Source organism: Kribbella sp. NBC_01505, from assembly GCF_045040285.1.
Lineage (GTDB): Bacteria > Actinomycetota > Actinomycetes > Propionibacteriales > Kribbellaceae > Kribbella.
Window position 1 is genome coordinate 7,407,439 of record NZ_CP109425.1, and the last position, 25,839, is coordinate 7,433,277.

Annotated in this window: 26 protein-coding genes; 18 read left to right on the plus strand and 8 right to left on the minus strand. The window is 68.3% G+C overall.

Going from position 1 to position 25,839, the window contains the following annotated elements; all coding sequences use genetic code 11:
• Nucleotides 1-10 precede the first annotated feature (10 nt).
• From OG474_RS34820 to OG474_RS34845, 6 genes are all read left to right on the plus strand, one after another.
• The gene (locus OG474_RS34820; RefSeq protein ID WP_405057870.1) at nucleotides 11-982 is read left to right on the plus strand and encodes a S41 family peptidase; all 972 of its coding nucleotides are present in this window, start codon (nucleotides 11-13) and stop codon (nucleotides 980-982) included.
• A gap of 28 nt (nucleotides 983-1,010) precedes the next feature.
• Nucleotides 1,011-1,748, plus strand: a complete 738-nt coding sequence (locus OG474_RS34825) for a polyphenol oxidase family protein (protein ID WP_405057871.1) — start codon at nucleotides 1,011-1,013, stop codon at nucleotides 1,746-1,748.
• Entirely contained in the window at nucleotides 1,745-2,455 is a 711-nt protein-coding gene (locus tag OG474_RS34830; protein WP_405057872.1) for a YggS family pyridoxal phosphate-dependent enzyme, read from the plus strand. Before OG474_RS34825 ends, OG474_RS34830 begins: the two co-directional genes overlap by 4 nt.
• Nucleotides 2,456-2,524: 69 nt before the next feature.
• Complete coding sequence (locus tag OG474_RS34835; RefSeq protein ID WP_405057873.1) at nucleotides 2,525-3,085, plus strand: cell division protein SepF; 561 nt, start codon at nucleotides 2,525-2,527, stop codon at nucleotides 3,083-3,085.
• A 47-nt stretch (nucleotides 3,086-3,132) separates the two neighbouring features.
• Nucleotides 3,133-3,438 (plus strand): YggT family protein, encoded by a 306-nt coding sequence (locus OG474_RS34840; protein ID WP_405057874.1) that lies wholly within the window; start codon nucleotides 3,133-3,135, stop codon nucleotides 3,436-3,438.
• Between the two features lie 178 nt (nucleotides 3,439-3,616).
• Complete coding sequence (locus tag OG474_RS34845; protein WP_132416021.1) at nucleotides 3,617-4,387, plus strand: DivIVA domain-containing protein; 771 nt, start codon at nucleotides 3,617-3,619, stop codon at nucleotides 4,385-4,387.
• 105 nt (nucleotides 4,388-4,492) lie between these two features.
• Here the strand turns inward: OG474_RS34845 and OG474_RS34850 are convergent, their stop codons facing one another.
• Entirely contained in the window at nucleotides 4,493-4,951 is a 459-nt protein-coding gene (locus OG474_RS34850) for a pyridoxamine 5'-phosphate oxidase family protein (protein WP_405057875.1), read from the minus strand.
• Nucleotides 4,952-4,997: 46 nt separating this feature from the next.
• Between OG474_RS34850 and OG474_RS34855 the strand changes: the two genes are divergently transcribed.
• Nucleotides 4,998-5,474: a MarR family winged helix-turn-helix transcriptional regulator gene (locus OG474_RS34855; RefSeq protein WP_405057876.1), complete on the plus strand. Its 477-nt coding sequence runs from the start codon at nucleotides 4,998-5,000 to the stop codon at nucleotides 5,472-5,474.
• 375 nt (nucleotides 5,475-5,849) lie between these two features.
• Here the strand turns inward: OG474_RS34855 and ileS are convergent, their stop codons facing one another.
• Together ileS and OG474_RS34865 are read right to left on the minus strand one after the other, a co-directional pair.
• Nucleotides 5,850-9,002: an isoleucine--tRNA ligase gene (ileS, locus tag OG474_RS34860; RefSeq protein ID WP_405057877.1), complete on the minus strand. Its 3,153-nt coding sequence runs from the start codon at nucleotides 9,000-9,002 to the stop codon at nucleotides 5,850-5,852.
• 390 nt (nucleotides 9,003-9,392) lie between these two features.
• On the minus strand, nucleotides 9,393-9,623 hold the full coding sequence (locus tag OG474_RS34865) for a hypothetical protein (RefSeq protein ID WP_405057878.1): 231 nt from the start codon (nucleotides 9,621-9,623) through the stop codon (nucleotides 9,393-9,395).
• Between OG474_RS34865 and OG474_RS34870 the strand changes: the two genes are divergently transcribed.
• The 3 genes from OG474_RS34870 to OG474_RS34880 are packed head-to-tail and all read left to right on the plus strand — an operon-like array spanning nucleotide 9,622 to nucleotide 11,587.
• The gene (locus OG474_RS34870; RefSeq protein WP_405057879.1) at nucleotides 9,622-10,077 is read left to right on the plus strand and encodes a TraR/DksA family transcriptional regulator; all 456 of its coding nucleotides are present in this window, start codon (nucleotides 9,622-9,624) and stop codon (nucleotides 10,075-10,077) included. The two genes, OG474_RS34865 and OG474_RS34870, sit on opposite strands and share 2 nt — an antisense overlap.
• A complete protein-coding gene (gene lspA, locus OG474_RS34875) occupies nucleotides 10,050-10,664 on the plus strand; it encodes a signal peptidase II (RefSeq protein ID WP_405057880.1) in 615 nt (204 codons plus the stop codon). The genes OG474_RS34870 and lspA overlap by 28 nt, the downstream gene beginning before the upstream one ends.
• Nucleotides 10,665-10,678: 14 nt before the next feature.
• Nucleotides 10,679-11,587 (plus strand): RluA family pseudouridine synthase, encoded by a 909-nt coding sequence (locus tag OG474_RS34880; protein ID WP_405064644.1) that lies wholly within the window; start codon nucleotides 10,679-10,681, stop codon nucleotides 11,585-11,587.
• Nucleotides 11,588-11,593: 6 nt separating this feature from the next.
• On the opposite strand, the gene OG474_RS34885 is transcribed toward OG474_RS34880, so the two are convergent.
• Entirely contained in the window at nucleotides 11,594-12,244 is a 651-nt protein-coding gene (locus tag OG474_RS34885; RefSeq protein WP_405057881.1) for a TetR/AcrR family transcriptional regulator, read from the minus strand.
• 95 nt (nucleotides 12,245-12,339) lie between these two features.
• On the opposite strand from OG474_RS34885, the gene OG474_RS34890 reads away from it, so the two are divergent.
• The 5 genes from OG474_RS34890 to OG474_RS34910 all read left to right on the plus strand — a co-directional run bounded on the left by OG474_RS34890 (nucleotide 12,340) and on the right by OG474_RS34910 (nucleotide 20,350).
• Entirely contained in the window at nucleotides 12,340-12,930 is a 591-nt protein-coding gene (locus OG474_RS34890) for an NADPH-dependent FMN reductase (protein WP_405057882.1), read from the plus strand.
• Complete coding sequence (locus OG474_RS34895) at nucleotides 12,927-14,342, plus strand: DHA2 family efflux MFS transporter permease subunit (RefSeq protein WP_405057883.1); 1,416 nt, start codon at nucleotides 12,927-12,929, stop codon at nucleotides 14,340-14,342. The genes OG474_RS34890 and OG474_RS34895 overlap by 4 nt, the downstream gene beginning before the upstream one ends.
• Nucleotides 14,343-14,447: 105 nt before the next feature.
• The gene (gene dnaE, locus OG474_RS34900; protein WP_405057884.1) at nucleotides 14,448-18,002 is read left to right on the plus strand and encodes a DNA polymerase III subunit alpha; all 3,555 of its coding nucleotides are present in this window, start codon (nucleotides 14,448-14,450) and stop codon (nucleotides 18,000-18,002) included.
• Nucleotides 18,003-18,025: 23 nt separating this feature from the next.
• On the plus strand, nucleotides 18,026-18,661 hold the full coding sequence (locus OG474_RS34905; protein WP_405057885.1) for a hypothetical protein: 636 nt from the start codon (nucleotides 18,026-18,028) through the stop codon (nucleotides 18,659-18,661).
• Nucleotides 18,662-18,712: 51 nt separating this feature from the next.
• Complete coding sequence (locus OG474_RS34910) at nucleotides 18,713-20,350, plus strand: DUF3352 domain-containing protein (protein ID WP_405057886.1); 1,638 nt, start codon at nucleotides 18,713-18,715, stop codon at nucleotides 20,348-20,350.
• Here the strand turns inward: OG474_RS34910 and OG474_RS34915 are convergent.
• A complete protein-coding gene (locus OG474_RS34915) occupies nucleotides 20,325-21,128 on the minus strand; it encodes an alpha/beta fold hydrolase (RefSeq protein ID WP_405057887.1) in 804 nt (267 codons plus the stop codon). The genes OG474_RS34910 and OG474_RS34915 overlap by 26 nt on opposite strands.
• Nucleotides 21,056-22,252: an MFS transporter gene (locus OG474_RS34920; RefSeq protein ID WP_405057888.1), complete on the minus strand. Its 1,197-nt coding sequence runs from the start codon at nucleotides 22,250-22,252 to the stop codon at nucleotides 21,056-21,058. The genes OG474_RS34915 and OG474_RS34920 overlap by 73 nt, the downstream gene beginning before the upstream one ends.
• Before the next feature lie 83 nt (nucleotides 22,253-22,335).
• On the opposite strand from OG474_RS34920, the gene OG474_RS34925 reads away from it, so the two are divergent.
• Both OG474_RS34925 and OG474_RS34930 read left to right on the plus strand, forming a co-directional pair.
• On the plus strand, nucleotides 22,336-23,160 hold the full coding sequence (locus OG474_RS34925; protein ID WP_405057889.1) for a helix-turn-helix transcriptional regulator: 825 nt from the start codon (nucleotides 22,336-22,338) through the stop codon (nucleotides 23,158-23,160).
• 25 nt (nucleotides 23,161-23,185) lie between these two features.
• Complete coding sequence (locus OG474_RS34930) at nucleotides 23,186-23,545, plus strand: VOC family protein (protein WP_405057890.1); 360 nt, start codon at nucleotides 23,186-23,188, stop codon at nucleotides 23,543-23,545.
• Here the strand turns inward: OG474_RS34930 and OG474_RS34935 are convergent.
• The gene (locus tag OG474_RS34935) at nucleotides 23,542-24,243 is read right to left on the minus strand and encodes an SDR family oxidoreductase (RefSeq protein ID WP_405057891.1); all 702 of its coding nucleotides are present in this window, start codon (nucleotides 24,241-24,243) and stop codon (nucleotides 23,542-23,544) included. The two genes, OG474_RS34930 and OG474_RS34935, sit on opposite strands and share 4 nt — an antisense overlap.
• 98 nt (nucleotides 24,244-24,341) lie before the next feature.
• On the opposite strand from OG474_RS34935, the gene OG474_RS34940 reads away from it, so the two are divergent.
• On the plus strand, nucleotides 24,342-25,220 hold the full coding sequence (locus OG474_RS34940) for a LysR family transcriptional regulator (RefSeq protein WP_405057892.1): 879 nt from the start codon (nucleotides 24,342-24,344) through the stop codon (nucleotides 25,218-25,220).
• 22 nt (nucleotides 25,221-25,242) lie between these two features.
• Here the strand turns inward: OG474_RS34940 and OG474_RS34945 are convergent, their stop codons facing one another.
• Nucleotides 25,243-25,812: a dihydrofolate reductase family protein gene (locus OG474_RS34945; RefSeq protein ID WP_405057893.1), complete on the minus strand. Its 570-nt coding sequence runs from the start codon at nucleotides 25,810-25,812 to the stop codon at nucleotides 25,243-25,245.
• Nucleotides 25,813-25,839 lie beyond the last annotated feature (27 nt).

Sequence of the window (25,839 nt, forward strand, 5' to 3'; positions counted from 1 at the left end):
ACTATCCGCCATGCGCGCAGAAGAAATCACCGCAGTCGTTGACCGGACCGCCGCCCTCGTACGGACCCATTACGTGTTCCCCGAGGTGGGCGCGGCGGTCGCGGACCGGCTGCTCGAAGCCCAGTACGACGACCTGACCGATCCGCTCGCGTTGGCGGAGCGGGTGACCGCGGATCTTCAAGTGGGCAACGACGACAAGCATCTGCGCCTCCTCCACCATGTCGACGAGCTCGTCCAATCGGAGAGCGACCCGGTCGCCGAAGAAGCGTTCTGGCGACGGCGGGCCGAGCTGACCACGGCCGGGATGGCCCGGGCGGAACGGCTCGCCGGGAACGTCGGCGTACTGGAGATCCGGCCGATGCTGTTCGAGCCGAGGCACGCCGGCGCCGCGTTCGCCGGTGCGATGGCGATGCTGCACATGACCGACGCGTTGCTGATCGACCTTCGCGGGTGCCGTGGTGGCTCGCCGGACATGGTCGCGCTCGTCTGCAGCTACCTGTTCTCCGACGAGCCCGTGCATCTCAACGACCTGGTCACGCCGTCGGCCGGGACGGTCCGCCAGTTCTGGACGACGCCACAGCTGGTCGGGCCTCGGTTCGGTGCGGACAAGCCGATCTGGGTCCTGACCTCGTCGATCACGTTCTCGGCGGGCGAGGAGTTGAGCTACGACCTGCAGCAGCTCGGCCGTGCGGTCGTGGTTGGTGAACGCACCCGGGGTGGTGCGCATCCGCGCGAAGGCTTCACGGTGCATCCGCATCTTGAGGTCACTGTTCCGGTGGCCAAGGCGGTCAACCCGGTGTCCGGCACGAACTGGGAAGGCACTGGTGTCACTCCCGATGTGGACGTCCCGGCGGATCGGGCTTTCGCCGCGGCGTACGGGCCGGCTCTGGAGCATGTGCTCTCGCTGTCGGCGGATCCGGGCCGGCGGGAGATCTCCGAGGAGGCCAAGGCCGCGCTCGACAGGCTCGGTGTCACCGCCTGAGTGCCAGTACCGCAGGTAGCCTTTGATGGTGTTCAGTTACGACGAGGTTCATGGTGCTGCCCGCTTCGCCGTCACCGATCGCTTCGGTGGGGTGAGCGAGTCGCCGTACGGCGAGCTGAACCTCGGCGGGGCGGGTGAGCTGGGGGAGGACCCCGCGCGGGTCGGGGAGAACTTCCGGCGGGTGGGCGAGGCGTTCGGAGTTGCTCCGGAGTACGTCGTGCGCGTGAGTCAGGTACATGGCCGGGACGTTCACGTCATCCGGCCGGGCGATCCGATTCCACTCAGCCCGCCGCCGTACGTGGACGCGCTCGTGACCACCCGCACCGACATCGTGCTGTGCGTCCGGGCTGCTGACTGTCTGCCAGTTCTGCTTGCTGATAGTGAGAACGGCATCATCGGCGCCGCCCACTCCGGACGGCCAGGCATGTACGTCGGTGTTGCGCCCGCGACTGTGGAGGCGATGCGCGCGCTCGGCGCCGACCGGATCACCGCAGTGCTCGGACCGAATGCATGCGGCCAGTGCTACGAGGTGCCGGACACGATGCGGGCCGAGGTCGCCGAGCGGGTCCCGGCGTCGTACTCGGAGACCAGCTGGGGGACTCCGGCGCTCGATGTGGCAGCCGGGGTCAAGGCGCAGCTCGAGGAGCTCGGGGTCGAGGTCATCGAGGACGCGCGCGGCTGCACGATGGAGTCCGAGAGCCTGTACTCGTACCGCCGCGAAGGTAAGCGAAGCGGCCGGCTCGCCGGTCTGGTGAAGCTCGTATGAGCCGAGAGCAAGAGCTCCGCGACAGTCTGCGACTGGTGCAGGAGCGGATCGGGACGGCCTGTGTGGCGGCCGGACGAGATCGGGACGAGGTCACCCTCGTCGCGATCACCAAAACCTTCCCAGTCAGCGATGTGGCGGCGCTGGCGGCCCTCGGAGTGGTGGACGTCGGCGAGAACCGGGAGCAGGAGCTCAAGGCGAAGGCGCCCGAGTGTCCGGAGCTCACCTGGCACTTCGTCGGCCAGTTGCAGTCGAAGAAGGCTCGCTCGGTGGTCCGGCACGCGTCCGTCGTGCACTCGGTGGACCGGTTGTCGCTGCTCAGCGCGCTGTCGAAGGCCGCGGTGGCCGAGGAGAAGTCGCTGCGATGTCTCCTGCAGGTGAGTCTGGCGTCGTACGGGCCGGACGACGCGGCGACCGGTGCGGACCGCGGTGGCGTCGCGCCGGCCGACGTACTGGAGCTGGCTGCTGAGGTCGTGGCCGCGGACGGTCTCGAGCTCGGTGGGGTGATGGCTGTCGCGCCGCTCGGATCGGAGCCGGACAAGGCGTTCGCCGGCCTGCAGGAAGTGGCTGCCCGGCTACGCTCCGAACATGCCGGCGCCACCTGGATCTCCGCCGGGATGACCGGCGATCTGGAGGCGGCGATCCGGCACGGAGCAACACACGTCCGGCTCGGGCGCGCCTTACTCGGTACGCGTCCTCCACTCGGTTAGTGTCGACATCGAGCAGGTTTGTTCCTGCTCACTGTTGCCGTCGAACCGGGATCGAGAGGCTGGAGGGCCATGAGCGGCGCACTGCGCAAGATGGGTGTGTACCTCGGCTTGGTCGAGGACGGGGAGCGCTACAACGCTCGGTACGACGACGAGTTCGACGAGTACGAAGAGTACGACGACGAAGCCGTCGACGGGGACTCCCAGGAGACCGAGCCGGTTCCGGCCGGCCGGGACAGCCGCGAGCGGCCGGAGACCCGCCCCGAGCACCACCAGGGGCGCGAGGAGCCGGGCGGCACGGTCAGCAAGTTCCCAGAACGACGCGGTGTCGCACCGTCCCCGGAGGTTACCGAGTTGGCCCGCATCACCACCGTGCACCCGCGCAGCTACAACGAGGCGCGTGTGATCGGTGAGCACTTCCGCGACGGCACGCCCGTCATCATGAACCTGACCGAGATGGACCACGCCGACGCCAAGCGCCTCGTGGACTTCGCCGCCGGCCTGATCTTCTGCTGCCGCGGCTCCATCGAGCGGATCACCACCAAGGTGTTCCTGGTCTGCCCGCCGAACGTGACGGTCGCCGCGGAGGAGAAGGAGAAGATCGCCGCGGACGGGTTCTACAACCAGAGCTGATCGCGGCTGTCCGATGACTTCCGCCGTCTTCTACACTCATTGACGACATGGTTGCCTTAGTGCTCGTCCTCAGTGTTCTGTACTGGGTACTGCTCGCCTTCTTCCTCGTGCTGGTGGCGCGCTTCGTACTCCAGTTGATCGTCATGTTCGCCCCGCAATGGCACCCGAAGGGGCCGTTGCTGCTCCTCTTCGAGGCCATCTACTCCGTCACGGACCCGGCGCTGCGGCCGCTGCGGCGGATCCTGCCCCCGATCGGGGCCGGCGGGATCCGGATCGACCTGTCCATGCTGATGCTGTTCGTGATCGTCTCCGTGGCGATGTCGATCAACACCACGGCCCTGAATTCGCTGTGAGTGCTACGGATAGGACGGTTGGGACGGGGTAGGTAGAGTCTCGGACAAACGCAAGTCGTTGACCGTTGTCGCCCGCCCGGATTCCGTCACAACACAACGAAGCGATAACGTGATCTACTGAGTCGCCGAGGTGAAGGCCACGGGGACTCCGCCAAGACACAGACAAACGAGGTGAAAGATGCCGCTGACGCCGGATGACGTCCGCTCGAAGCAGTTCACGCCCGTCCGACTACGGGAGGGCTACGACGTCACAGAGGTCGACTCCTTCCTCGACGAGGTGGAGGCCGAGCTCGAGCGCCTCCTCGCCGAGAACGAGGAGCTGCGGGCCAAGCTCGCGGCCGCCCAGCGCGCTGGCGCCGGCCAGGAGCGGCCGGTCGACCAGACCGCCGCGCTGCCGCCGGTCGTGCAGCAGCCGAAGCCCCCGGTGGTGGTCGAGAAGCCCATCATCGAGGAGAAGCCGCCTGTCGTGGTGCCCGCGGTAGCGGCCGCGGGGGCTGCTGCGGCAGCAGGGACCGTCGGCGACGCGTCCAGCTCCGCCGTGCGGCTGCTGGAGATGGCCACCAAGCACTCCGACGACCTGGTCCAGGAGGCGAAGGACACCGCCGACAAGATCATCGGCGAGGCCCGCGCCAAGGCCGAGCGCCTGGAGAACGAGGCGCGTGGCAAGGCCGACCGGATGACCGGCGAGGCTCGCGCCCGCGCCGAGAAGCTGGACGGCGAGATCGCCGAGCGCCGCGCACAGATGCTGGGCACCCTGGAGAAGCAGAAGGGCCAGCTGGAGCGCACGATCGACGACCTGCACGCCTACGAGCGCGAGTACCGCAGCCGGCTGAAGACGTACTTCACCGAGCAGCTCAAGGCGCTGGGCAACGGCGACGACACGCTGAGCCCGCGGAACGGATTCCGTCCCGAGGCCCGCGCCCAGGCGCACGGCGGTCACGGAGTCTGAGTATTTAACGTCTGAACCTGTGAAGGGGCGGTGCTTTCCGGCAGCACCGCCTCTTCGGCGTGTCCGGGAACTTTTCACTCACTGTCCGTAGTCAGTGACTGAGAGTCAGGGCCACGCAGGCGGTCGCCTTCGACCGGTGAGAGTCTCGACATCGAAGAGCCTCAGCCGGTACGGCGTCAGCCGCAGCAGCGAGGGTGATTCCCCAGCCGGTCCTTCGGGGAACACACTCCAGAAGTCGTAACCGAGCGGCGCCGGAGCAGCGGCGTACAGCTCCCAGACCCGTTGCCGGGTCGCCGTATCGTCGATCCACCCCGCCTGGCAGTCCGCGATCGCCACTTCGTGGCCCGGCTCCCAGTAGCTACAGCTCAAGTAGTTGCTGTACGCAAGATGCCGCACCTTCACCGGTGTCGCCCGGGTGACGATCCAGCCGGTCAGCTCCGCGCCGTCGATCTCCCAGATCGGGTGCAGGATCCGGCTCCGCGGCCGGTTGTCCGGCCCCACGGTCGCCACTGTGCACCAGACGATCTTGTGCGCCCTCTCGATGAACTCCTTTTGCACAACCATGGTTGTAGATTACCTGATGCACAACCCAGGTTGTATATTCGTGCACATGGAGTTCGATCCGGCCGGCGCCGACCTGTCCCTCGCTTCGCTGTTCACCGGCTGGGCCCTCGCCGACGAGCTGCAACGCCGCCTGGCCGCCGACGGTTTCGCCGACTCCCGCTTCGCCGACGGCGTCGTGTTCCAGCATCTGGTCGCCGGCCCCGTGACAATCACCACGCTGTCCCAGTCACTGGGCGTAACCCAGCAGGCCGTCTCCAAGACAGTCGCCGACCTGCAGCGCCGGGGTTACGTCACCCGCCGTACCGATCCTGCGGACTCTCGTGCCAAACAAGTCGCACTGGCCGACCGAGGCCACGCAGTCATCGCCGCCGCCCGCACCCACCGAGCCGCCATCGACACCGAACTCCGAGCAGCCCTAGGCGACGACCGAGTAGAAGCCGCCCGCCAACTCCTCGTCGACGTCCTCACCCACCTCGGCGCCACCCCCACCCTCCGAGCCCGCGCAGTCCGCCCACCCCGCTGACCACCCCTCCCCATCTGCTGGGTTCCCCCATCTGCTTGTGGGTCCTGGACTCGCATGCGGGTAAGGAACCCACAACCTCATGGGTGGACCCACGAGATGGTGGCCTCCCTCGCGCGAGCCGGTACGACGCGGGGCGCGGGCGAGTCAGGGTCGGGCCGAAGGGGATCGCGGTCGCCAGGCTCGCTGTCCGGGGCTTGAACAGGTACCGGTGGGCCGGCACAGGTCATTACTTGTTCAAGCCCACCGCGCGCCCTCCGCACCCCCAAGAGCTGGCCGGTGATGGGCCGACCCACGTGGTTGGGGGAGGGCCAACCGCATGCAGTGGGTAGACCCCCGATTTGGTGGGCGGGCCCACCAAATCGGGGTTGGGGCGGGTCAGGCTTTGGTGAGCCAGTAGGTGAGGTTGAGGTCGGGCTCGGTGCCGGTGGTGAGGGTTGCTGAGTCGGCGGGGGTGGAGTGGGTCAGTTCTACGGCCAGGACCTCGCGGGCGAGGTCTTCGCCGTGTTTGCCGAGGGCGTCGGCCAGCTCCGTGTCCGTGGTGGTGAGCCAGACCTTGATGCGGTCGGAGACCTCGAGGCCGGCGGCCTTGCGGGCTTCCTGCAGGGTGCGGACGACCTCGCGGGCGAGGCCGGCCTGCTTGAGCTCGGGGGTGATCTCGAGGTCGAGGGCAACGGTCTCGCCCTGCTCGTTCACCACCGACCAGCCTTCCTTGGGGCGCTCGGACAGCAGCACGTCGGCTTCGGTCACCTCGACGTCAGCACCATCGACCACGACGGTCGCCGTACCGGAGGCCTTCAGCGATGCAGCCAGTACGGCGGCATCGGCCGCGGCGATCGCGGCGGCGACCACCGGCGTCTGCTTGGCGAATCGCTTGCCGAGCTCGCGGAAGTTGCCCTTCGCGGAGAACTCGACCAGATCAGCACCAGCCGACGACAGCGGCTCGACGGAACCGACGTTCAGCTCGTCCGCGATCTCCTGCAGCAGTTCGGCGGACAGATCCGCGATCGCTGCCGACCCGACCAGTGCCCGGGACAGCGGCTGCCGCGTCCGGACCTTGGCCTCGGCTCGCGCCGAGCGGCCGAGCTCGACGACCCGCTTCGCCATCGACACGTGCTGCGCCAGTACGTCGTCGATCAGCCCCGCGTCGTACGTCGGGAACTGCGACAGGTGCACGGACTCCGCCAGCGAAGGCGTGACCGGGCGGAACACGTCCTGCCAGACCCGCTCGGTCACGAACGGCGTCAGCGGCGCCATCACCCGCGTCAGCACGTCCAGCGTCTCGTGCAGCGTCGCCAGGGCGCCGGTGTCGCCGGCCCAGAACCGTCGCCGCGACCGCCGGACGTACCAGTTCGACAGCGTGTCCACGAAGGAGCTGATCAGCAGACCGAGCTTCTGCGTGTCGTACGCCGCGTAGGCCTCATCCGTGTCGCGGACCAGCCGGTGCGTCTCGCTCACCAGCCAGCGGTCCAGGACCGAGCGCTCCGCAACGGGCGGCACGTCGGAAGGCGACCAGTCCGCGAGCCGTGCATACAGGGAGTGGAACGCGGACGTGTTCCAGTAGGTGAGCAGCACCTTCCGGACGATCTCGTTCAGCACGTTCGGCCCGATACCGCGCGCCTTCCACGGCGACCCGGAGGCGGCCATGAACCAGCGCACCGCGTCCGCGCTGTGGTCGTCCATCAGCGGGATCGGCTCCAGGATGTTGCCCAGGTGCTTGGACATCTTCCGGCCGTCCTCGGCCATGATGTGCCCGAGGCAGACGACGTTGCGGTACGACGACTCGTCGAACACCAGCGTGCCGATCGCCATCAGCGTGTAGAACCAGCCGCGGGTCTGGTCGATCGCCTCGGAGATGAAGTCGGCCGGGTAGGCCTTCGTGAACTTCTCCTGCGAGCCCTCGGCCCACGGGTAGCCCCACTGCGCGAACGGCATCGCGCCCGAGTCGTACCAGGCGTCGATCACCTCGGCGACCCGGTGCGACTCGCCGCCGCAGGTCGGGCAGGCGAAGGTGATGTCGTCCACGTACGGCCGGTGCGGGTCGGTGGCGCTCAGGTCCTGCCCGGCGAGCTCACCGAGCTCGGCCAGGGAACCGACGCAGACCTGGTGGTCCTCCTCGCAGCGCCAGATCGGCAGCGGCGTACCCCAGTAGCGGGAGCGCGAGACCGCCCAGTCGATGTTGTTCCGCAGCCAGTCGCCGTACCGGCCCCACTGGACCGACTCCGGGAACCAGTTGGTCTTCTCGTTCTCCCGGAGCAGCGCGTCCTTCACCTGCGTGGTGCGGATGTACCAGGACGGGAGGGCGTAGTACATGACCGGCGTGTGGCAGCGCCAGCAGTGCGGGTACGGGTGCTCGTACGGCACGTGCTTGAACAGCACGCCGCGGGCTTGCATGTCGGCCACCAGATCCGCGTCGGCCTTCTTGAAGAACTGGCCGCCCACCAGCGGGATGTCCGCGGCAAACGTGCCGTCGGCCTCGACCGGCTTCACAACCGGCAGGCCGTACGCACGGCAGACCATGAGGTCGTCCGCACCGAACGCGGGGGACTGGTGCACCAGACCGGTGCCGTCCTCCGTGGTCACATACTCAGCCAGTACGACGTAGTGCGCCGGCTCGGGGAATTCCACCAGCTCGAACGGGCGCTGGTACGTCCAGCGCTCCATGTCCCGGCCGACATACTGCTCGGTCACGGTCCAGCCCTCGCCGAGACGGTCCAGCAGCGGCTCGGCCACCACGAGAGACTCGTTGCCGTCGGTTGCGACGACGTACTGGACGTCGGGGTGCACGGCGACGGCGGTGTTGGAGACGAGCGTCCATGGCGTGGTCGTCCAGACCAGCAGGGACGCCTTACCGGCGAGCGGCCCGGAGGTGAGTGGGAAGCGGACGTAGACCGACGGGTCGACGACCGTCTCGTAGCCCTGGGCGAGCTCGTGGTCGGACAGGCCGGTGCCACAGCGCGGGCAGTACGGCGTGATCCGGTAGTCCTCGACCAGCAGGCCCTTGTCGTGGATCTGCTTGAGCGACCACCAGACGGACTGGACGTACTCCGGGTCCATCGTCTTGTACGGGTGCTCCATGTCCACCCAGTAGCCCATCCGGGTGGTCAGCTCGGCGAAGGCGTCGACGTGCCGCAGCACGGACTCGCGGCACTTGGCGTTGAACTCGGCGATCCCGTAGGCCTCGATGTCGTTCTTGCCGTTGAAGCCGAGCTCCTTCTCGACGGCGACCTCGACCGGCAGGCCGTGGCAGTCCCAGCCGGCCTTGCGCTCGACCGAGAAGCCCTTCATCGTCCGGTAGCGCGGGAAGAGGTCCTTGAAGACCCGCGCCTCGATGTGGTGCGTGCCGGGCATCCCGTTCGCGGTCGGGGGACCCTCGAAGAAGGTCCACGGCGTGCCGCCGGCGGACTGCTCGAGGCTCTTGGCGAAGGTGCCGTGCTCGTCCCAGTGCGTGAGCACCTCGCGCTCCAGCGCGGGGAAGTCGACCTGCGCGGGAACCTGCCGCCAGCTGGTCCCGGGGTTCTGTGCCGCCATTGTTCCGTTCCTTCGTCGCCGTTGACTGCTCGACGAGGGACGGAGTGCACCGGGCCGGATCGGCCGGGCACCGCGCGGTACCACCCTCCTTGGCGGCTTCCCAGGGTTGAACCGGGGGAGTCACCCACTTCCTTCGCGCGCCGCTGCCGGTTCTAATAGGTCGCCACGGACTGTTCTTCCGGCGGCTCCGGGGTGATGGCCCCATCACTGCCTTGCTGCTCGCGGTTGCCAGTGTACGGCGTAGTACTGGGCAACTACGAATCGTTAATGGGGTGCCATTCGGGGGTACAGCCGTGAGAATGCTTCGTGATGTTCACACAAATGTCACCGAGCGTAGCGGCTGAGACACGGCTGTGACGCGCGGAACATCGAGTGAACTTGAAGAAGCGACTACCGTATGTCCACGGTCTGCGCGTCGGACTGGCCAGGCTCGGTGAGCTGGCCTACTGTCTGGCGACCGGTCCGCTTCAGAGTCTCCGACCAGAGGGGGTAGCTGCCCATGGCTACGGCTCCCAGGAAGTCCGCCCCCCAACGCACGACCGCGGCCAAGAAGAGTGCCTCGGGATCGAGTGAGTCCGCGACGACAACCCGTAAGGCACCGGCGAAGAAGAGGGTGGCCATGAAGACGAACGAGAACCGGGCGCCGGCGACAGCTCCGGCCAAGTCCCCCGTGCACAAGGCCGAGACCCTGGCAGTGAAGGACGGCGAGACCCCGTGGACGGCGGCCGAGCTGGCCGAGCTCCGCGCGGAGCTCGAGGCCGACGTCGTGCACCTGCGCGACGAGATCAAGGTCGCCGAGAAGGAGATCGTCGGGCTGCTGCGCGACGGCGGTGACGGGGCCGGGAACGACCAGGCCGACGTCGGCTCCACGACGCTCGAGCGCGATCACGAGATGTCACTGGCCAACAACGCCCGGGACATGCTCGACCAGGACGAGCGCGCCCTGTCCCGGATCGAGGACGGCACGTACGGCGTGTGTGAGTCCTGCGGCAAGGCCATCGGCAAGGGTCGGCTGCAGGCATTCCCGCGTGCGACACTGTGCGTCTCATGCAAAGAACGCGAAGAACGTCGCTGAACGACGACGACGCCCCCACGCCCCGTGAGCCAGGGGACGAGACGTTGACGGAACCGGCCGACCACGAGTCGGCCGGTTCTGCGTCGTCTTCCGCCCGGTCCTGGAAGTTCATCGGGCTGTTCGCGGTGGCCGGGATCGTGGTCCTGGGCCTGGACCAGCTCACCAAGGCCCTCGCGCTGGCGCATCTGACGCCCGGCGAGCCGGTGAACGTGGTCGGTGAGCTGCTGAAGTTCAACCTGATCCGGAACTCGGGCGCGGCCTTCAGCCTCGGCGCCGGCTACACGCCGGTGATCAGCGTGATCCAGATCGCCGTCGCGCTCGGTGTCATCTACCTGTCCCGCAAGCTCGGGTCGATCGGCTGGGCGATCGCGTTCGGGCTGCTGTTCGGCGGTGCGGTCGGCAACATCACCGACCGGATCTTCCGTGAGCCCTCGCCCTTCCACGGGCATGTCGTCGACTTCCTGCAGACGCCGCACTGGGCGATCTTCAACGTCGCGGACATGGCCGTCACGTCGGCCGCGATCCTGCTGGTGATCCAGACCCTGCGCGGCATCCGCCTCGACGGCACCAAGGAGCAGCGCAAGTGAGCTCCCGCACGCTGATGGTCCCGGACGGCCTGGCCGGCGAGCGTCTCGACGCCGCGCTGTCCCGCCTGTTCGGCGTCTCCCGGACGAAGGCCGCCGAGATGATCGAGGCCGGCCTGGTCCAGATGGACGGTTCGACCGCGATCAAGTCGTCCCGCGTCACGGCCGGGGTGATGCTCGATGTCGAGCTGCCACCGCCGCCTTCCGAGGTGAGCGTCGTACCGGAGACTGTGGACAACCTCCGGATCGTCCACGACGACGACGAGATCATCGTGGTCGACAAACCCGTCGGTGTCGCCGCCCACCCGTCACCGGGCTGGACCGGCCCGACCGTGATCGGGCACCTGGCCGGCGCCGGTTTCAACATCTCCACCAGCGGTGCCGCCGAGCGCAAGGGCATCGTGCACCGGCTCGACGTGGGCACCTCCGGCCTGATGGTCGTCGCCAAGACGGAGTACTCGTACACCGTCCTGAAGCGCGCCTTCAAGGAGCGGACGGTCAAGAAGATCTACCACGCGCTGGTCCAGGGTCATCCCGACCCGTTCACCGGCACCGTGGACGCACCGATCGACCGGCACCCGCACCACGACTACAAGTTCGGCGTCATCGCGGGCGGCAAGCCGAGCGTCACGCACTACGAGACGCTCGAGGCGTTCCGGTATGCGACCTTGCTCGAGATCACTCTCGAGACCGGCCGCACGCACCAGATCCGCGTGCACATGTCCGCGATCGGCCACCCCTGCTGCGGTGACCTCACGTACGGCGCGGACCCGGTCCTGGCCGAGCGTCTCGAGCTGAAGCGCCAGTGGCTGCACGCCATGCGCCTCGGCTTCGAGCACCCCGGCAGCGGGCAGTACGTCGAGTTCACTTCGCAGTACCCCGAGGACCTGGACCAGGCCCTCGATCGCCTCGCCGACAGTCAGTAGGGCTGCTCACTCCGTGGGCTGATAGCCGCGGAGGAAGACGCGCACGCCGGCGCTAGCCATGGCGGCCACCTCCTCCGCGGGCAGTTGGACCGCGCCCCGGTAGCTGCGGTTGTCCGCCTCGGCGGTGATCAGCATGGACAGGTGGAACGCCGCCTGCTCGGGGTCGTCCACCGTCAGCAGACCGCGCTCTGCGAAGGATCGGAGTCGTTCGGCGAGTGCCTCCTGCACGCGACCGGGCCCCGCGCGGTGCCAGGCCGCCAGCACGGCCGGGGGAAGATGTCCGGCCTCGGCCTGGATGTGCCGGACCAGGGCGAGGTGCCCGGCGTGCTGCGGGGCCGGCCCGGCCCAGGCCCGCGCGAAGGCGTCGAGGTCCACGCTCAGGTCCGTGACGTCGCCGAGGAACTGCTCGATCAGCGAGAGCTGGAACTCGGCGACCTCGGTCGCGCTGACCTGGATGACGGCCTCGAACAGCCGGGCCTTGTCCCCGAAGTGGTTGTACAGGGTGCGGCTCGACACCTCGGCCTCGGCGGCGATGGTCTCGATACTCGCGCGGCTGTACCCCTCCCGCGCGAAGGTTGTCCGGGCGCCGTCGAGGATCGCCTCCCGCTTGCCCGGGCGGCGACGGGGTCGGCGGGCGTCGGTGGGGCTGCTGGTCATCTCCGCATCCTAGCTTAAGTACAACGTTCATTGCAGAAGTAAAGTACAATCTGTATTGTACTTTAGGTGATGCCGACTTCTGTGAGGAGACAGCCATGACCCGGATCGCGATCGTCATCGGTAGTACCCGGCCCGGCCGCCGGGCGCAGATGGTGGCCGAATGGGTGCTCGAAGTAGCCGAGCGCTCGGCGCCGGACGGCGCTGAGTTCGAGCTGCTCGACCTGGCCGCGTTCGACCTGCCGCTGCTCGACGAGGAGCTGCCGGCCGCTCTCGGTGACTACGTCCGGTCGCACACCCGACGCTGGGCCGAGGCGGTGGCCGGCTTCGACGGATTCGTCTTCGTCACCCCGGAGTACAACCACTCCCTGCCCGCGGCGCTCAAGAACGCGATCGACTTCCTCTTCAAGGAGTGGGGTGACAAGGCCGCGGGCTTCGTCGGGTACGGCGTCCACGGCGGTACCCGGGCGGTCGAGCATCTGCGGCTGACCCTCGCCGAGGTCAAGGTCGCCGGTGCCCGGACCACGGTCGCGCTGGGACTGTTCACCGACTTCAGGATCACCGACATGTCCGAACCCGGTGTCCTGAGCCCGGGGGAGCACCAGGAGCAGACCGTGGTCCGGATGCTCGGTGAGGTGCTGGAGTGGTCCCGAGCACTGGCGCCGCTGCGGGCCGGGGTTCCGGTATGACCGGCACCGTCGACGTACCCGCCGCGGGGAGGATCGGCTGGCCGACCTGGCGGATCGCTCTGGTCATCGTCTTCGGGGCGTTCGCCTCCGGACTGGACGCGTCGCTGACCAACATCGGACTGGACACGATCGGGATGGATCTCGACGCCGGCCTGGATGTCGTCCAGTGGGTCGCGACCGGCTACCTGGTCGCGCTGTCCGTGTCGCTGCCGTTGTGCGGCTGGCTGAGCCGGCGACTCGGGGCGGGCAGGTTGTGGCTCGGGGCGCTGGTCGCGTTCACCGTTGCCTCGGGGCTCTGCGCCGCGGCGCCGGACATCGGCTCGCTGATCGCTCTGCGGGTCGTCCAGGGTCTGGCGGCCGGACTGATGGTCCCGGCCGGCCAGACGATCATCGGGCAGGCCGTCGGAGCTGCCCGGCTGGGCCGGGTGATGTCGACCCTGGGCATCGCCGCGGCGCTGGCTCCGACTCTTGGGCCGGTCGTCGGTGGCGTCGTGTTGCATTCGCTGTCGTGGCAGTGGCTCTTCCTCATCAATCTGCCGATCGGTGCGATCGGACTGGTACTCGGCCTGCGCTATGTGCCGCGCGGTGATCGGCGGCGTACCACCGGGCTGGACTGGCTGGGGCTGACCTGGATCGGTGGCGGTCTCCCGCTGCTCGTCTACGGCCTCACCGCATGGAGCCGGGACGGCGACCTGCTGGCTCCCTCGGTCCTGGTCCCGATCGTCGCCGGAATCGCCGGGCTGACCGCGTTCGTCATCCGAAGCCGGCATCGCGCCGACGCGCTGCTGGATCTCGGGCTGTACCGCCGGCCGGTGTACGTCGCGGCGAGTGTCGCGGCCGCCTTCAGTGGGGCGTTGATGTTCGGCTCCGCGCTACTGTTTCCGCTGTACTTCTTACTGCTCCGGCACGACAGCGTGCTCGAGGCCGGCTTGCGGATGCTCGCGCTCGGCATCGGTACGGCGGTCGTCCTGCCCATCGCGGGCAGGCTCACCGACCGGTACGGCGGGGGCGTGGTCAGCGTGTGGGGAAGCGTGTCCGCGCTGCTGGTGACGGTCTTGTTCGTGCTGTTCGGCGCCGACGCGGAAGCCAGTCCGGTCGTGATCGAGGCCCTGCTGCTCCTGCTCGGGATGGCGGTCGCGGCGACCGCAGTTCCGCCCGGCATCGCGGCGTACCGGACTGTGCGCCCCGAGCAGCTTCCGGACGCCACCAGCCAGGTCAACATCGTGCAGCGGATCGGTGGCGCACTCGGCGGGTCGCTCTACTCGGTTGCCCTGGCCGGAGGTCTGGCGGACGGTCCCGAACACGCCTTCCAGAACGCCTTCTGGTGGCTGACAGGCTCGGCCGTGCTGGCGCTGGCCGCCTCGATCTGGCTGCGGATCGGCCTGGCCAGGGTACGGATAGCGGGCGGCTGACCGGGCGGCCGGAGCGCCGGTTCGAGGACTGTCCGCGGGGACGTTTAAGGTGGCTGACAGCATCGCAGTTCCGCTCGTCAAACACCCTGGGAGGTCTCCGCCGATATGGGGTCCAGCGACAGTTTTGTGCATCTCCACGTGCACACCGAGTACTCGATGCTGGATGGCGCGGCAAGGATCGACGAGTTGTTCAAAACGGCCCAGGAGATGGGCCAGCCGGCGATCGCGACCACCGACCACGGCTTCGTCTTCGGGGCCTACGAGTTCTGGCGGACCGCGAAGAAGTACGACGTGAAGCCGATCATCGGCGTCGAGGCGTACCTGACGCCGCACACCCACCGGACCGAGCGCAAGCGGGTCAAGTGGGGCGACGCGAACTCGGGCCGCGACGACGTCTCCGGTTCGGGTGCCTACACCCACATGACGCTGCTGGCGAAGAACACCTCCGGCATGCACAACCTGTTCAAGATGAGCTCGCTGGCGAGTCTCGAGGGCTACTACTTCAAGCCCCGGATGGACCGCGAGCTGCTGAACACGTACGGCCAGGGCCTGATCGCGACGACCGGGTGCCCGTCGGGCGAGGTGCAGACGCGGCTGCGGCTGGGGCAGTACGACGAGGCCATCAAGGCGGCCTCGGAGTTCCGCGACATCTTCGGCAAGGAGAACTTCTACTGCGAGCTGATGGACCACGGTCTCGGCATCGAGCGGAACATCCAGAAGGACCTGCTCCGGCTGGCCAAGGAGCTCGGGCTGCCGCTGGTGGCCACCAACGACCTGCACTACACCAAGGCCGAGGACGCGACCTCGCACGCGGCGCTGCTGTGTGTGCAGTCGGGCTCGACGTTGTCGGACCCGAACCGGTTCAAGTTCGACGCGAACGAGTTCTACGTGAAGACCGCGGCCGAGATGCGCGAGGTCTGGAAGGACTTCCCCGAGGCGTGTGACAACACGCTGCTGATCGCCGAGCAGTGCGACGTCAGCTTCACCGAGGGTGAGGGCCGGTTCATGCCGCGCTTCCCCTGCCCGGAGGGACACAACGAGGAGTCCTGGTTCATCGCCGAGGTCGAGACCGGCCTGCACTACCGCTACCCCGAAGGCATCCCGGACCCGGTCCGCAAGCGGACCGACTACGAGCTCGAGGTCATCACCTCCAAGGGGTACGCCGGCTACTTCCTCGTCGTCGCCGACTTCATCAACTGGGCCAAGGCCAACGGCATCCGGGTCGGCCCGGGCCGTGGTTCCGGTGCCGGGTCGATGTGCGCGTACGCGATGAAGATCACCGACCTCGACCCGCTCCTGCACGGTCTGTTCTTCGAGCGCTTCCTGAATCCGGAACGCATGTCGATGCCCGACTTCGACATCGACTTCGACGACCGCCGCCGCCCCGAGGTGATCCGCTACGTCACCGAGAAGTACGGCGACGACCGGGTCGCGATGATCGTCACCTACGGCACGATCAAGGCCAAGCAGGCGATCAAGGACGCCGGCCGGGTGCTCGACTACCCGTTCGCGATGGGTGACCGGATCACCAAGGCGATGCCGCCCGCGGTGATGGGCAAGGACGTGCCGCTGTCCGGCATCTTCGACTCCAGCCACAAGCGCTACTCCGAGGCCGGCGAGTTCCGTCAGCTCTACGAGTCCGACCAGGACGTCCGCAAGATCGTCGACACCGCCCGCGGCCTGGAGAACCTGAAACGCCAGTGGGGTGTGCACGCGGCCGGCGTGATCATGTCCAGCGAGCCGCTGATCGAGCTGATCCCGATCATGCGCCGTGACCAGGACGGCCAGATCATCACCCAGTTCGACTACCCGAGCTGCGAGACGCTCGGTCTGGTCAAGATGGACTTCCTGGGTCTGCGCAACCTGACGATCATGGACGACGCGGTCAAGAACATCCAGGCCGCGCACGGCATCACCATCGACCTCGACGCGCTGAGCAAGTCGCTCGACGACCAGCCGACGTACGACCTGCTCGCCCGCGGCGACACCCTGGGCGTCTTCCAGTTCGACGGCGGCCCGATGCGGGCGCTGCTGCGGCTGATGAAGCCGGACAACTTCGAGGACATCTCCGCGAGTACGGCGCTCTACCGGCCGGGCCCGATGGGTGCGAACAGCCACACCAACTACGCCCTGCGCAAGAACAAGCAGCAGGAGATCAGCTATCCGCACGACTCGCTCGAGGAAGCACTCGAGCCGGTCCTCGGCGTCACCTACGGCCTGATCGTCTATCAGGAGCAGGTGATGGAGATCGCCCAGCGTCTGGCCGGCTACTCGCTGGGCAAGGCGGACCTGCTCCGCCGGGCGATGGGCAAGAAGAAGCGCGAGGTGCTGGACGCCGAGTACGTCGGCTTCGCCGAGGGCATGAAGTCGAACGGGTACTCCGCGGAGTCGATCAAGGCGCTGTGGGACATCCTGCTCCCGTTCTCCGACTACGCGTTCAACAAGGCGCACTCCGCGGCGTACGGGCTGGTCTCCTACTGGACGGCCTACCTGAAGGCGAACTACCCCGCCGAGTACATGGCTGCCGTTCTGACGTCCGTGAAGGACGACAAGGACAAGATGGCCATCTACCTGAACGAGTGCCGCCGGATGGGCATCAAGGTGCTCCCGCCGGACGTGAACGAGTCCGACTCGAACTTCACCCCGGTCGGCACCGACATCCGCTTCGGCCTGTCCGGGATCCGCAACGTCGGCGTCAACGTGGTGGCCGAGATCGTCGCGGCCCGCGAGGAGAAGGGCCGGTTCACCGACTTCGTCGACTTCATCGACAAGGTCTCGCTGCCGGTCTGCAACAAGCGCGTCATCGAGTCGCTGGCCAAGGCCGGTTCGTTCGACTCGATGAGCCACGCCCGGCGCGCGGTGGTCGCGGTCCACGAGCAGGCGGTGGACGAGGCGATCGACCTCAAGCGCAACGAGGCACACGGCCAGTTCGACCTGTTCTCGATGGGCGACGACGAGCCGGCCGGCGACGACGGCGAGATGAACAGCCGGCTGTCGGTGCGCGTCCCCGAGATCGAGGAGTGGGACAAGGCGACCAAGCTCGCCCACGAGCGCGACATGCTCGGTCTGTATGTCTCCGACCACCCACTGTTCGGTGTCGAGCACGTGCTCACCAACGGCACCGACTGCACGATCGGGCAGCTTCTGTCCGACGAGGACCGGCCGGACGGCACCCGGGTCACGATCGGCGGCCTGGTCACCGCGGTCCAGCGCAAGGTGAACAAGCGCGGTGACATCTACGCGATCGTCACCATCGAGGACCTCGAAGGTTCGATCGAGGTGATGATGTTCTCCTCGGCGTACCAGCTGCACGCGCACCTGCTCAGCAACGACGCGATCATCCTGATGAAGGGCCGGATCCGCCGCCGTGAGGACCGCGTCGAGCTGAGCGGTGACGAGGTGGTGGTCCCCGACCTCACCGAAGGCCCCAGCGGCCCGGTCGTCATCACCATGCCCGTCACCCGCTGCACCCAGCCCGTCGTCGACCAGCTCCGCGACATCCTGCACGCCCACCCCGGTATGACGGAGGTCCAGCTCCGCCTGCAAGCCCGCCAGAAAACCACCGTCATGCGCATCGGCGACCGCTTCCGCGTCACCCCCACCGCATCCCTGATGGCCGACCTGAAAGCCCTCCTAGGCCCCTCCTGCCTGGCTGGGTAGGAGTGATGCGGCACACTGTCGAGGTGAGTGATTCCTTGCCCCCGAGGCCTGTCTACGGGCAGCCGATGCAGTATCTCGCGCCGCCTACGACGAATCCGTTCGGGACGCCGCCGGCGCCTGAGCCGGAGATGCCGTGGGCGAAGGCGATTCTGGTGACGGTGGTGGTGTTCCTGGTGGCGGGTGTCGTCGGGGGCTGGGCGTGGCAGCAGTTCTCGCCGCTCGCGCAGTACACGGTGGACGAGCAGGGCGGGGCGCTGGGCGAGGAGCAGATGACCCGGGTGTTCGGGCCGGACGGCACGTTCACCTCGATCGGGTTCGTGGCTGCCTTCCTGCTCGGCGGTGCACTGTTCTGGTGGCTGCGGAACTACGGTCCGTGGTCGGTGGCGATCGTCGGCCTCGGCGCGTGCCTGGGGTCCGGAGTGGCGTGGGGCGTCGGCATGCTGCTCGGGCACGATTCGCTGACCGATCGGCTGCAGGCTGCGAAGCCTGGTGACCTGGTCGCGGCGCCGCTCGAATTGCACACCTGGACGCCCGCGGCTGCCTGGCTGGTGGGTGCGGCGCTGGCCGCTGCGGTGATCGCAGCGATCACCTGGCGGGCCGAACCGGTTGCAACCGGTTCGAAACCTGTTGCGTCAGAGGGCAACCCCCCGGTGCACTAGGGTGTCCTGGTCCGGTGGGTGAGGCCACCGGTCCGTACGAGGGGGAAGTTGATGTCTGACCAGAACACTCCGCCCGGCCCGCAGTTCCCGGGTCAGGGTGGTCCGCAGTACCCAGGTGCCGGGGGGCCGCAGTTCCAGCCGCAGCAGGCGCCGTACCAGAACCAGCCGCAGGGCCAGCCGTACCAGCAGCAGGGCCCGCCGCCGAATGCTCCCTATGAGCAGATGCAGATGGGCGGCGAGTGGCAGCCGGAGCCGCCGAAGAAGAAGCGCGGCAAGCTGATCCCGATCGTCGCGGCGCTCGCGATGGTCGTGGTCGTCGCCGGCGGCGGAATCTTTGCCTACGGCAAGCTCAACGGCGGCGGGCAACCCGACGCCGTGCTGCCCGGTACGGCGATCGGCTACCTGCGCGTGGACCTGAACCCGTCGGCCGGCCAGAAGCTGGCCGCGCTCCGGTTCCTGATGAAGTTCCCGTCCGCCAAGGACAAGCTCAAGCTGACCGGCGACAAGGACGACCTGCGCCAGAAGCTGTTCGAGGCCCTCAAGTCGAACGACGACAGTGGTGACCTCAAGAACATCGACTACGCGAAGGACGTCGAGCCGTGGATGGGCGACCGGGTCGGCATCGCCGTCGTACCGGCAGCCGATGCCAAGAAGGACCCGAGCATCGTCTTCGCCGTCCAGTCGAAGGACGACGAGGCGGCCGGCAAGGCGCTCGACAAGGGCAGCAAGCCGAACGAGAAGGTCGGCCGCGCGTTCACCGACGGGTACATGATCGTCAGTGAGACCCAGGCCGAGGTCGACGCCGCGGTGACGGCCACCAAGAGCGCCCCGCTCGCGGACAACGCCAAGTACAAGGCGGATCTCGAGAAGCTCGGTGAGCCGGGCTTCGCGACGCTGTGGGCCGACTTCGCGGGCATCGCCAAGCTCGCCGGTGACAAGGCTCCGGTCAAGCTGGGCCCGATCGGCGAGGGCAGCATGGCGGCGGCGCTGCGGTTCGACGCGCAGTACGTCGAGCTGAAGGGCATCGTCCGCTCCGACCAGGAGATCGTGGCGAAGGCCACCGACGCGAGCGAGCTGGTCACCAAGCTGCCGGACACCACGGCCGCGGCGATCAGCGTGTCGGGGGTCGACTCGTCGATCGACAACGTCTGGAAGACGCTCGAGAAGAGCGGCGAGATGGGCGAGCTCGTGCAGGGCTTCGCGGAGCAGACCGGCCTCAAGTTGCCGGACGACCTGAAGAACCTGCTCGGCAAGAACCTGTCCGTGGTCGTCGACAAGGACTCCGCGGCCGGCCCGAAGATCGCGGCCCGGCTCGAGACCGACCCGGCCAAGGCCGAGCCGGTGCTCGAGAAGCTGACCACGCTGCTGCAGCAGCGGTCGCCGGTCCAGGTGCCGCTCGAGACCGCGAAGGACGGTGACACCTTGGTCGTCTCGACGGACAAGGAGTACGCCGCCAAGGTCCTCCAGGGCGGCAACCTCGGCGCGTCGGAGAGCTTCAAGCTGGCGCTTCCGGACGTGTCGGGTGCCACCGGCATCGCGTACGTCGACTTCGACGGTGCGAACGGCATCATGGAGTCGCTGGGCCAGAAGTCCAGTGCCGACATCAAGGCGCTGCGCTCGGCCGGCATGGTCGCTCGCAACACCGGCAACTTCGAGGGCGAGTTCACCCTCCGGGTCGTCGCGAAGTAGTTCTACCGAAGAAGGCCCGGATGGCAGCAGCACAGCCGTCCGGGCCTTCTCGCGTGCCGACGGCTCGATGGATCCAGTGCCCGGTGCCGTCGAAGACGACCAGTTCGGTGCCGGGCGATCGCCGTACCATCTCGGCGGCGAGCTCCGGACCGAGCAGGAAGCTGTTGTTTGCCCGCAGCAACAACATCGGGCAGCGCACCGCCTCCCAGTCGGTCCACCAGACGCCGCGGTTGCCTTCCTGGACCCGCATCATCGTGGCCAGGTCGAAGAGCAGTTCGCCGTCGACGACGCTCTCGAGGAAGTACTCCGGCGCCGGGGTCGCCGCGAAGAACTCGACAGCCTCCGCCTGACTCGCGAAGCGACGCGGCCAGCCCGTGACGTCGAGCACCGGCTCCGGCACCGCGCTCTCGTCGGTGACTGCGCCCACATCCTCCACGACCACCGCCCGTACCAACTCAGGTCGCCGGGCTGCGAGCTGGTACGCCGTCACGCCACCGAGTGAATGCCCATACAGCAGAACGGGCGCCAGATTGAGCGCCTCGACGAAGTGGGCCGCGTCCTCCACGAACGCTTCCCGGCCGAAGTCGCCGCGAGCTCTGGTCAGGCCATGGCCGCGCAGGTCGGGGGCGAGCACGCGGTAGTCCGGCAGCAGCCGCTCCGCGAGCGCGGCGAAGGTCCGGCCGCGGCCGAAGGTGCCATGCAGGGCTAGGACTGGCAGCCCGCTGCCGCCGGCGTCTTCGTAGTGGAATCGGCCGTGGGGGAGGTCGACGGTAGGCATTGCTTCCTTCCAAGGATTGCGGGCAAGGCGATGACGACCGCGGACACGATCATGCAGACCTTGAACCCAAGTGGAGCCAGTACGGCGGGAGCCGCCGCGCTGCCGAGTTGCCGGATCGCGTTCAGCAGCCCGGCGCCGAATCCGCTGCGGGCGGGCGGCAGGCCGTTGAGCATCAGCGTGGTCGTGGTCGGCGCGATCAGCCCACCACCAGCACCGGCCGGGAGTAGCCAGAGCGCCAGCTGCCACACCGGGGCGTTGCGGTCGGCGAAGATCAGGCCGGCCAGGCCGATCACCATCAGGAGCTGACCGAGCAGCAGCGTCCGGCGGACACCGATGCGAGCGGTCAGCCGGCCGGTCAGCAGGTTCGCCGGGATGATGAGCAGGGTCATCGGGATGAACACCAGCCCGCTCACCCACGCGGACTGGCCGCGGCTCTGCTGCAGATACAGCGTCACCACGAAGATCATGCCGTACGTCGCGAAGTTCAGCGCGAATCCGGTGACCGAGCTGAGCACGACCGCCGGCGCCGTGACCACCTGCCGGTACGACGTCCGTCGTAGCGGGGGCTGCCCTGGTGTGGCAGGAACGCGGAGCGCCACGACCAGCGCGAGCACGGTCGGCGGAACGGTGAGCCAGAAGGTGCCCTGCCAGCCGATCGCCGACGTGATCGCACCGCCGAGCGGGGAGCCGATGACGAGCGCGATCGCACCGGCCGCACTCCATCGCCCGATGGCATGAGCGCGTTCGGACGGTTCGGGGTACGCCGCGTTGAGCATCGACAGGCCGGACGGGAGGATGACTGCGGCCGCGATCCCTTGCACAGCACGCGCCGCGAGCAGGACGGTGAGGTCGAGCGCGAGCGCGCAGACCACGGAGGTCGCCGCGAACAGGGCGAGGCCGGCCACGAACGCTCGGCGCGCACCGATCCGGTCAGCCCACGCTCCGGCCGGAAGCAGACAGAGCGCGAAGACTAACGAATAGCCGGTGAGGACCCAGGCCAGACCGGCGTGCGCGTTGAGGTCGCGGCCGATGACCGGTAGCGCCGTGGTCACCGTGGAGGCGTTGAGCGTGATCAGGAAGAACGACAGTGCGGCGGCAGTGGTAGCGGAACGTCGAATGGGCACAACTACTACCGTGGACCCTGGTACGGACGGACAAAAGGTTGCTGGGTGCACCTGGCAGGGACACCCAGGGTAGGGAGCGCGAAGTGCGATCGGGACGGCGGCGAGAGCTGGGCGAGTTCCTGCGGGAGCGCTGCGGCCGCCTGACTCCACCGGTCGCCGACGAACCACGCCGTACGCCGGGTCTGCGGCGGGCCGAGCTCGCGGGCCTGGCCGGGGTGAGCGTCGGCTACTACACGCGGCTCGAGCAGGGCCGTGCTCCGCATCCGTCGGACAGCGTGCTGGACGCCCTGATCCGCGCCCTCGGTCTGACCGAGGACGAGTCGAACCATCTCAGAGCGCTGGCCGCCTCAACCGACGTACCGGCGGTTGAGGTGGAGGCGGTGTCCGAGTCGGCGCTCCGGACGATGAACTTCCTGATCGTGCCTACGGCCGCAGTCGTGCTCGGCCGGATCGGGGAGGTGCTGGCCTGGAACGACGCGGCCGACTTCCTCTTCCCCGGCCGCTTCCCGGAGCCGGGGGAGCAGTTGGAGCGGCGACCGCACAACGCGCGCTACGCCTTCAGCCCCGCGGCCCGCGAGCTCTACCTGGGCTGGGACGAGGTGGCGGACGACGTCGTCGCCCATCTCCGCGCTGCGGCTGGGCATCTGGTCGACGACCCGGAGTACGGCGTACTGGTCGAGGAGCTGCTCGCGATTCCGGAGTTCGCCGAGCGGTGGCCGCGACGGGACGTGAAGCGGCATGTGTCGGGGGAGCGGCGCCTCAAACACCCGGTGCTCGGCGAGCTGACCGTCCGGCACGAGGTGCTCGCCGTACTGGACACGCCTGATCAGTACCTCGTTCTGTACGGGCTCGAAAATCCTTTGCCCGCGGATGTCGAAATCTCCGGCGCGGTCTCTACCTCTGATTGAACGCACCCTTACAGAGGAGAAGATCATGAACCACTTCACGAGTGTGCACACCGTTGGCATCCCGGTCACCGACCAGGACCGGGCGCTGGAGTTCTACACCAGGACCCTCGGCTTCACCCTGGTGATGGACGCGCCGCTGCCGCAGCTCGGCGGCCGCTGGATCGTCGTCGCGGCGCCCGGCGGAGCCAGCCTCGCTCTCACTCCCGCGACCGAGGCCGGCACCGACACCGGCATCCGCCTAGGCACCGCAGACGCCGCAGCCGTGCACGAGTACCTCAACAACGAGCACGTCAGCACCAGCGGACTGCTGAGCTGGCCGGGGGTGCCGCCGATGTTCACCTTCCAGGACGTCGACGGCAACACCTTGTACGTCGCTCAGGACTAAACCAGCACGTTGCCGCCGCCGACGGTGACGATGGAGCCGGTGGCGTACTGCTGGTTCATCAGGAAGACGTAGGCCTCGGCGATGTCCTCGGGCTCGCCGATCCGGCCGACCGGGATGGTTGCGAGGGCGGCGTCGTAGTCGAAGTCCTCGGGCCACAACGGGGTTCGGACGATGCCGGGTTTGACGGCGTTGATCCGGATCGGCGCGAGCTCGACGGCGAGTGCGCGGACGAGGGCGTCGGCGGCGCCGCAGATGCTGGCCGCGACGGACCAGCCCGGTCCGGGGCGGTCGGCCGCCGTACCGCTGGTGAGAACGACGGAGCCGCCGGGCCGGAGCTTCGGGACGGCGGCGTGGACCGCGCTGAGGGCGCCGAAGTAGCGGAGCTCGAAGGCCTTCCGGGCGCGGGCGAGGTCCATCATCCGGATGTCGAGCAGGCTGAGGGCTTCGCCGGCGGTGTAGACGAGGTGGTCGATCGGGTCGAGTTCGCCGAAGAACGCTTCGACGGCCGCGGCGTCGGTCAGGTCGACCGCCGTACCGGAGGCGGTGGCCGGCAGCTCGGAGAGCGCTCGCTTGACCGAGGTCGGGTTGCTCGAGGCAACGATCACGGTGGCGCCCTGGTCGGCGGCGAGCCGGGCGGTGGCCAGCCCGATGCCCGACGTACCGCCGAGGAGGACGACGCGCTGGTCGTGCAGGGTCATGAGAGTTCGCCTTTCGTGGTGGGGATTCCCTGCCACGATGCGCCCGCGCGGTGCTCGCGGTCCAAGACCTGTTCGGCCGTCTGTAATACCCTGAAGGTATGACGGACGTCGATCTCCGCAAGCTCCGGTACTTCGTCGCGGTCGCCGAGGAACTGCATTTCGGCCGCGCGGCCGAGCGGCTGCACATCGCCCAGCCGGTGCTCTCCCGGCAGATCCGGGCCCTCGAACACGAGCTCGGCGTGCAGGTCTTCGCCCGTACCAAACGCTCCACCGAGCTGACGCCGGCCGGTCGGCAGCTCCTCGACGACGCCCGTCCGCTGCTCAGTTCGGCCGAGGCGCTCCGGCGCCGGGCCGTCCAGGCGGCCCGCGGCCCGAAGACGTTCACGATCGGCTTCATGCCGGGCATCACCGTGACGCAGGCCGTGCGGGCGTTCGAGGCGCTCCGCCCCGACATCGACGTCGAGGTGCTCCGCGTCACGACACTCGATCAGGTCCAGGTCCTGTACGACGGTCGCGCCGACGTGAGCGTGGTGCGCCTGCCGATCGACCAGCGTGGGCTGAGTATCCGGCCCCTCTTCGAAGAACCGCGGCTGGCCATGCTGCCCGCCGATCACCGGCTCGCGGACAAGCCCGCGCTCGACCTGGCCGATCTCGCCGACGAGCACCTCCTGCAGCACGCCGACCAGGTGCCGGAGTGGCGCGACATCGCGATCGAGCTCCGCTCCGGCCGCCCCCGCCCGCTGCCCGACCTCAACAGCGTGGAGGAGAAGCTGGAACACGTCGCCAGCGGCCGCGGCATCTCCATCCTCCCGCTCTCGGTCGCGGCCTACTACCAACGCCCCGACGTCAACGCCGTACCGGTCAACGACCTCAGCCCCAACAAGGTCTGCCTGGCCTGGCTAGCCTCCCGCCGCTCCCGCACAATCCAAGACTTCGCCACCGTCGCCGACAACGTCGACTGGACGCGCCCCCGCTGAGTGGGATCTCAGCGACCGTTGCTTAGCTGACGATGCGGTAGCGGAGGTGGGTGGCGGCTGGGGTGTCGATGACGCGCGCCACCTCTAGCTCGATGCGTTGCGGCAGTACGTCGAACAGCCGGCGGCCCTGGCCGAGCAGGACCGGGATCTGGTCGATCTGCAGCTCGTCCAGCACGCCCGCCTCCAGTGCGGCCCGGGCTGCCTCGGCGCCGTGCACCAACACATCCCGGTCACCAGCCGCGGCCTTGGCCTGCGCCATCCCCTCGGCGACGTCGGTCACGAAGTGGACCTGCGGAAACAGCGGGTCGGGCGCGCGGCGGGTCAGCACGAACAGCGGTACGCCGTGGTGTGTCCCGCCGTAGTAGTCGACCTGCTCCGCCGTCCGCCGGCCGACGAACACCGCCCCACTGCTGTGAACCTCGTCCCAGACCTCACCAGCCGGCCCCACCGGCCGACCGAAGCTCCCATCAGCCTGCTGGTACCAGTCGTGCAACCGCATGAACCCGTCCCCACCCGGATTCCCGGGCACATCATTCGGACCCGCGATAAACCCATCGAGCGACATCGACATCAACAACACCGAAGCGGACATGGTGCGTGCTCCTTTCCGAGCGTTCGA

Bases quoted from the DNA above. Each gene is read 5' to 3' on its own strand.
- OG474_RS34880 (WP_405064644.1), top strand. From the start codon at position 10,679: ATGGTCCCGGACGGCCTGGCCGGCGAGCGTCTCGACGCCGCGCTGTCC.
- OG474_RS34915 (WP_405057887.1), bottom strand. From the start codon at position 21,128: ATGCCTACCGTCGACCTCCCCCACGGCCGATTCCACTACGAAGACGCC.
- OG474_RS34935 (WP_405057891.1), bottom strand. From the start codon at position 24,243: ATGACCCTGCACGACCAGCGCGTCGTCCTCCTCGGCGGTACGTCGGGC.
- OG474_RS34895 (WP_405057883.1), top strand. From the start codon at position 12,927: ATGACCGGCACCGTCGACGTACCCGCCGCGGGGAGGATCGGCTGGCCG.
- OG474_RS34885 (WP_405057881.1), bottom strand. From the start codon at position 12,244: ATGACCAGCAGCCCCACCGACGCCCGCCGACCCCGTCGCCGCCCGGGC.
- OG474_RS34865 (WP_405057878.1), bottom strand. From the start codon at position 9,623: ATGGCCACCCTCTTCTTCGCCGGTGCCTTACGGGTTGTCGTCGCGGAC.
- lspA (WP_405057880.1), top strand. From the start codon at position 10,050: ATGCAAAGAACGCGAAGAACGTCGCTGAACGACGACGACGCCCCCACG.
- OG474_RS34850 (WP_405057875.1), bottom strand. From the start codon at position 4,951: ATGGTTGTGCAAAAGGAGTTCATCGAGAGGGCGCACAAGATCGTCTGG.
- OG474_RS34835 (WP_405057873.1), top strand. From the start codon at position 2,525: ATGAGCGGCGCACTGCGCAAGATGGGTGTGTACCTCGGCTTGGTCGAG.
- dnaE (WP_405057884.1), top strand. From the start codon at position 14,448: ATGGGGTCCAGCGACAGTTTTGTGCATCTCCACGTGCACACCGAGTAC.
- OG474_RS34870 (WP_405057879.1), top strand. From the start codon at position 9,622: ATGAAGACGAACGAGAACCGGGCGCCGGCGACAGCTCCGGCCAAGTCC.
- OG474_RS34930 (WP_405057890.1), top strand. From the start codon at position 23,186: ATGAACCACTTCACGAGTGTGCACACCGTTGGCATCCCGGTCACCGAC.
- ileS (WP_405057877.1), bottom strand. From the start codon at position 9,002: ATGGCGGCACAGAACCCCGGGACCAGCTGGCGGCAGGTTCCCGCGCAG.
- OG474_RS34820 (WP_405057870.1), top strand. From the start codon at position 11: ATGCGCGCAGAAGAAATCACCGCAGTCGTTGACCGGACCGCCGCCCTC.
- OG474_RS34830 (WP_405057872.1), top strand. From the start codon at position 1,745: ATGAGCCGAGAGCAAGAGCTCCGCGACAGTCTGCGACTGGTGCAGGAG.
- OG474_RS34845 (WP_132416021.1), top strand. From the start codon at position 3,617: ATGCCGCTGACGCCGGATGACGTCCGCTCGAAGCAGTTCACGCCCGTC.
- OG474_RS34940 (WP_405057892.1), top strand. From the start codon at position 24,342: ATGACGGACGTCGATCTCCGCAAGCTCCGGTACTTCGTCGCGGTCGCC.
- OG474_RS34855 (WP_405057876.1), top strand. From the start codon at position 4,998: ATGGAGTTCGATCCGGCCGGCGCCGACCTGTCCCTCGCTTCGCTGTTC.
- OG474_RS34840 (WP_405057874.1), top strand. From the start codon at position 3,133: ATGGTTGCCTTAGTGCTCGTCCTCAGTGTTCTGTACTGGGTACTGCTC.
- OG474_RS34890 (WP_405057882.1), top strand. From the start codon at position 12,340: ATGACCCGGATCGCGATCGTCATCGGTAGTACCCGGCCCGGCCGCCGG.
- OG474_RS34945 (WP_405057893.1), bottom strand. From the start codon at position 25,812: ATGTCCGCTTCGGTGTTGTTGATGTCGATGTCGCTCGATGGGTTTATC.
- OG474_RS34910 (WP_405057886.1), top strand. From the start codon at position 18,713: ATGTCTGACCAGAACACTCCGCCCGGCCCGCAGTTCCCGGGTCAGGGT.